Consider the following 4,226-nt stretch of genomic DNA (forward strand, 5'->3'; position numbering starts at 1 on the left):
CTAGCCGGTGTACGTCTCCGGGTCCGGGCGGTACCGGGTGCCGTCGTCCAGGCCGTTGAGCGCGGCCATCTGGTCGTCGGTGAGCTCGAAGTCGAACACCTCGAGGTTGGCCGCCAGGTGCTCCGGCGACCTCGACCGGGTGATGACCGAGTTGCCCAGCTGCAGGCTCCACTTGATCAGCACCTGCGCCGGGGTCTTGCCGTGCGCCTGGGCCACCGAGACGACGGTCTCGTTGTCCAGCAGCCGGCCCACGCCCAGCGGGCTGTACGCCTGGGTGACGATCCCGTAGCCCTTGTTCACCTCGCGCAGGTGCGCCTGGTTGAGCAGCGGGTGCAGCTCGATCTGGTTGACCGCGGGGGTGAAGAACGACAGGTCGATGACGTTCGACAGGTGCTCCTCGTGGAAGTTGGACACCCCGATGGACTTGGCGTCGCCGAGCTCCTTGTTCTTCATCAGCCCGCCCCAGCTGTCGATGTACTTGCCCTGCTCACCGGCGGGCCAGTGGATCAGGTACAGGTCGACGTAGCCGAGACCGAGTTCCTCGACACTCTTGCGGCAGGCGTCCTGCGCACTCTTGAAACCCTGGTCGCGGACGTCGAGCTTGCTGGTGACGAAGATCTCCTCGCGGGGCACCCCGGACTTGCGTACCGCGCGGCCGACGGCGGCCTCGTTGCCGTACGCGGCGGCGGTGTCGATCAGTCGGTAACCGGCCGACAGCGCCGCCAGCACCGCCTGCTCGGCGTCGGCCTCGGACAGCTCGCCGACGCCGATGCCGAGCACCGGCATGGTGTTGTCGTCGTTGAGCGTGACCGTCGGAATGGACGAGGAGGTCATGTCACCTACCCTGTGAACTCGAAATTTCTCGGGTCGGGACCCAGGCGAGTGCCATCGCCGAGCGACGAGATCGACGCCATGTCCTGCTCGCTCAACTCGAAGTCGAACACGTCGAAGTTGCTCACAATCCGCTCGGGGGTCACCGATTTCGGGATGACTATATTGCCGAGTTGGATATGCCACCTAATCAGTACCTGCGCCGGGGTGCGTCCGTGCGCCTCCGCGACTGAGGTGACGGTCGGATTCGCCAGCAGCGATCCCTGCCCCAGCGGGCTCCACGCCTCGGTGGCGATGCCCAGTTCGGCGTGTACCTCACGCAGCTCCTGCTGCTGAAGCAGCGGGTGCAGCTCGATCTGGTTGACGGCGGGCACGACGCCGGTGGCGTCGATCAGCGTGCGCAGGTGTTCGGGCTCGAAGTTGCTCACCCCGATCGAGCGGATCCGGCCCTGGTCACGCAGGTAGGCGAACGCCTTGAAGGTGTCGACGTACTTGTTGGTCTTCGGCATCGGCCAGTGCACCAGATACAGATCGAGATACTCCAGGCCCAGCCGCTCCATGCTCTTGTCGAACGCGGCCAGCGTGCTATCATAACCCTGGTCGGCGTTCCACAGCTTGGTCGTGATGTAGACGTCCTCGCGGCGCAGACCCGACTTGGCCAGCGCCTGCCCGACCTCGCGTTCGTTCTGGTAGGCGGCGGCGGTGTCGATGTGCCGGTAGCCCGCCTCCAGCGCCGTGGCAACCGCGCGCTCGGTGGCCTCCGGCGGCGTCTGCCAAACTCCGAGTCCAACCTGGGGGATCGCATTACCGTCATTCAGCGTGATCAAGGGAGATGCCATGACTGCGAGTCTGCCAGCTGACGGCGCGTACAGCCCGGGACGCAAGGAGGCGCTCGTCACCGCGATGGCGGGTGTCACCCTGCGCGCGTTGCCGCGCATCCCCGACCCGGTGAAACGCCTGCTGCTGGCGGGCCGCACGGTGACGGTGGACGGCAACACCCTCGACACCACGGTGCAGCTGATGCTCGCCGGGCAGAAGCTGGTCGGGATCGACGGTGGCACCAACAACGTGGCGGCGGCGCGGGCGCAGCTGCGCGACCTGTCCGGCGGGTTCCGGCAGGCGATCCCGGTGGCCGCGGTGAGAGATCTCACCGTGACCGGCGGGGACGGTGAGATCCCGGCCCGCCACTACGTTCCGCCCACATCCACCGCCGACACGGCCGCCCCGCTGCTGGTGTTCTTCCACGGCGGCGGCTTCGTGATCGGCGACCTCGACAGCCACGACGACCTGTGCCGGCTGATCTGCCGCGACGCCGGGGTGCACGTGCTGTCGGTCGACTACCGGCTGGCCCCCGAGCACAAGGCGCCCGCCGCCGCCGACGACGGGTTCGCCGCCTACCGCTGGGCGCGCGAGCACGCCGCCGAACTCGGTGCCGACCCGGACCGCGTCGCGGTCGGCGGGGACAGCGCCGGCGGCAACATCGCCGCCGTCGTCGCCCAGCGCGCCCGCGCCGAAGGAGTGCCGCAACCGGCGCTGCAACTGCTCATCTACCCGTGGACCAACCCCAGCGGCGAGACCCGGTCGCAGACCCTGTTCGCCTCCGGCTACTTCCTGACGAAGGCCGACATCGAGTGGTTCGCCGACAAGTACGTCACCGGTGCGTCGGTGCAGATCACCGATCCGGTCGTGTCACCGCTGCTGGCCGACGACCTGTCCGGGCTCGCGCCTGCACTGGTGCTGACCGGCGGCTTCGACCCACTGCGCGACGAGGGCGTGGCCTACGCCGAGGCACTGCGCGCCGCCGGGGTGGCCGTCGACCTGCGGCAGGCCGGTGCGCTGATCCACGGCTTCGCCAACATGTTCCCGATCGGGGGCGGTTGCGCGGCCGCGGTCGCCGACATGATCAGCGCGCTGCGCACCCGTCTGCGCGGCGTCTGACGGGCCGCGAAAACGCCGCCGGTACGCTTGTCCCCGTGGCCTCGAAACCGAAGAAGACCCCGAAGTACGACCTGAAGGCGGCCGACAAGAAACGCAATCTGGCCGTACAGATCGGGTTGACCGCGATCGTCGTGATCTTCGCCGTCGCGCTGGTGCTCTACATCGTCATGACCAAGGAGGACAAGCCCGGCGAGGGTGAGGCCAAGCCGATCCGGGTGGCGTCCAGCGACGTCATCACCGGTGACGACGGCGAGCCCAAGGCCGTGCTGTCGCTCTACGAGGACTTCCTGTGCCCGGCGTGCGGCAACTTCGAGAAGGCCTTCGGCCCGACGATCAACCGGCTGATCGACAGCGGCGCCGTGGCGGCCGACTACTACATGGTCTCGATCCTGGACCGGGCCGGCCAGGGGTACTCGACCCGCGCCGCGAACGCCGCCTACTGCGTGGCCGAAGCCGACACCGAGGCGTTCCGCCGCTTCCACGCCGCGCTGTACGCCCAGCAGCCGCCCGAGGGCGTCGGCCCGTTCCCGGACGAGGCCCGGCTGACCGAGGTGGCGCGCCAGGCCGGCGTCGTCGGCGACGTCCCGAACTGCATCGAGAAGGGCCGCTACGACGACATGGTCAAGGGCATGGCCAAGGCGACCGAGGTCAAGGCCACCCCGACCATCCGCATCAACGGCAAGGACTACAAGCCGACGACCCCCGACGCGCTGATCGACGAGATCAGGAGCATCGTCGGTGACCTGCCCGTGCTCGACGCCGGTGCGCCGCCGCCGAATCCGGATCCGACGACCCCGGCGCCCGCTCCCGCTCCCGCTCCATGAGCGTGAGCGCGCCAGGGGAGGTGTCCCCGGCCGAGCCGGACAGCCCCGAGCACGGTGGGGTGCACGTCGGGAGGCTGAGCGCGCTGTGGGTCCTGATCGCCGGCGTGGTGGGCCTCTCGTCGGCGCTGGCGCTGACCATCGAGAAGGTCGAGCTGCTCAAGAACCCGGCCTACGTGCCGACGTGCAGCCTCAACCCGGTGCTGTCCTGCGGTTCGGTGATGGTCACCCCGCAGGCCGCCGTGTTCGGTTTCCCGAACTCGCTGATCGGCATCGTGTCGTTCACCGTCGTGCTGGTGACCGGGGTGCTCGCGGTGGCCCGGGTTCAGCTGCCCCGCTGGTACTGGGCCGGGCTGGCGGTCGGCACGCTGCTGGGCACGGTGTTCGTGCACTGGCTGATCTACCAGAGCGTGTTCACCATCGGCGCGCTGTGCCTGTACTGCATGGTGGTGTGGTCGATGACCATCCCGCTGCTGGTCGTGGTGACGACGATCGCGGTGCAGCCGCAGCGCGGCAACGCCGTGCTGCGCGGGCTGCACACCTGGCGCTGGTCGATCGTGGCGCTGTGGTTCACCGCGGTGATCCTGTTGTGCCTGGTGCGGTTCTGGAGTTACTGGTCCACTCTGCTCTGAGGAT

Annotated in this window: 5 protein-coding genes; 3 read left to right on the forward strand and 2 right to left on the reverse strand. The window is 68.6% G+C overall.

Annotation, left to right across the window (positions count from 1 at the left end; all coding sequences use genetic code 11):
- A complete protein-coding gene (locus tag JF781_RS27435; protein WP_003889251.1) occupies positions 1-834 on the reverse strand; it encodes an aldo/keto reductase in 834 nt (277 codons plus the stop codon).
- Positions 835-839: 5 nt separating this feature from the next.
- On the reverse strand, positions 840-1,670 hold the full coding sequence (locus tag JF781_RS27440) for an aldo/keto reductase (protein ID WP_040634844.1): 831 nt from the start codon (positions 1,668-1,670) through the stop codon (positions 840-842).
- On the opposite strand from JF781_RS27440, the gene JF781_RS27445 reads away from it, so the two are divergent.
- From JF781_RS27445 to JF781_RS27455, 3 genes are read left to right on the forward strand one after another with little or no spacing between them, the layout of a single operon-like run.
- Positions 1,669-2,769, forward strand: a complete 1,101-nt coding sequence (locus tag JF781_RS27445; RefSeq protein ID WP_047041146.1) for an alpha/beta hydrolase — start codon at positions 1,669-1,671, stop codon at positions 2,767-2,769. The genes JF781_RS27440 and JF781_RS27445 overlap by 2 nt on opposite strands.
- A gap of 35 nt (positions 2,770-2,804) precedes the next feature.
- Positions 2,805-3,593 (forward strand): thioredoxin domain-containing protein, encoded by a 789-nt coding sequence (locus tag JF781_RS27450; RefSeq protein WP_047041144.1) that lies wholly within the window; start codon positions 2,805-2,807, stop codon positions 3,591-3,593.
- Complete coding sequence (locus JF781_RS27455) at positions 3,590-4,222, forward strand: vitamin K epoxide reductase family protein (RefSeq protein ID WP_003889255.1); 633 nt, start codon at positions 3,590-3,592, stop codon at positions 4,220-4,222. Before JF781_RS27450 ends, JF781_RS27455 begins: the two co-directional genes overlap by 4 nt.
- Positions 4,223-4,226: the final 4 nt, after the last annotated feature.

This window comes from Mycobacterium sp. WUMAC-067 (assembly GCF_020217485.1).
Lineage (GTDB): Bacteria > Actinomycetota > Actinomycetes > Mycobacteriales > Mycobacteriaceae > Mycobacterium.

What these genes read in the sequence shown, in the direction of transcription:
- JF781_RS27435 (WP_003889251.1), bottom strand. Translation starts at nt 834, where the DNA reads ATGACCTCCTCGTCCATTCCGACGGTCACGCTCAACGACGACAACACC.
- JF781_RS27455 (WP_003889255.1), top strand. Translation starts at nt 3,590, where the DNA reads ATGAGCGTGAGCGCGCCAGGGGAGGTGTCCCCGGCCGAGCCGGACAGC.
- JF781_RS27440 (WP_040634844.1), bottom strand. Translation starts at nt 1,670, where the DNA reads ATGGCATCTCCCTTGATCACGCTGAATGACGGTAATGCGATCCCCCAG.
- JF781_RS27445 (WP_047041146.1), top strand. Translation starts at nt 1,669, where the DNA reads ATGACTGCGAGTCTGCCAGCTGACGGCGCGTACAGCCCGGGACGCAAG.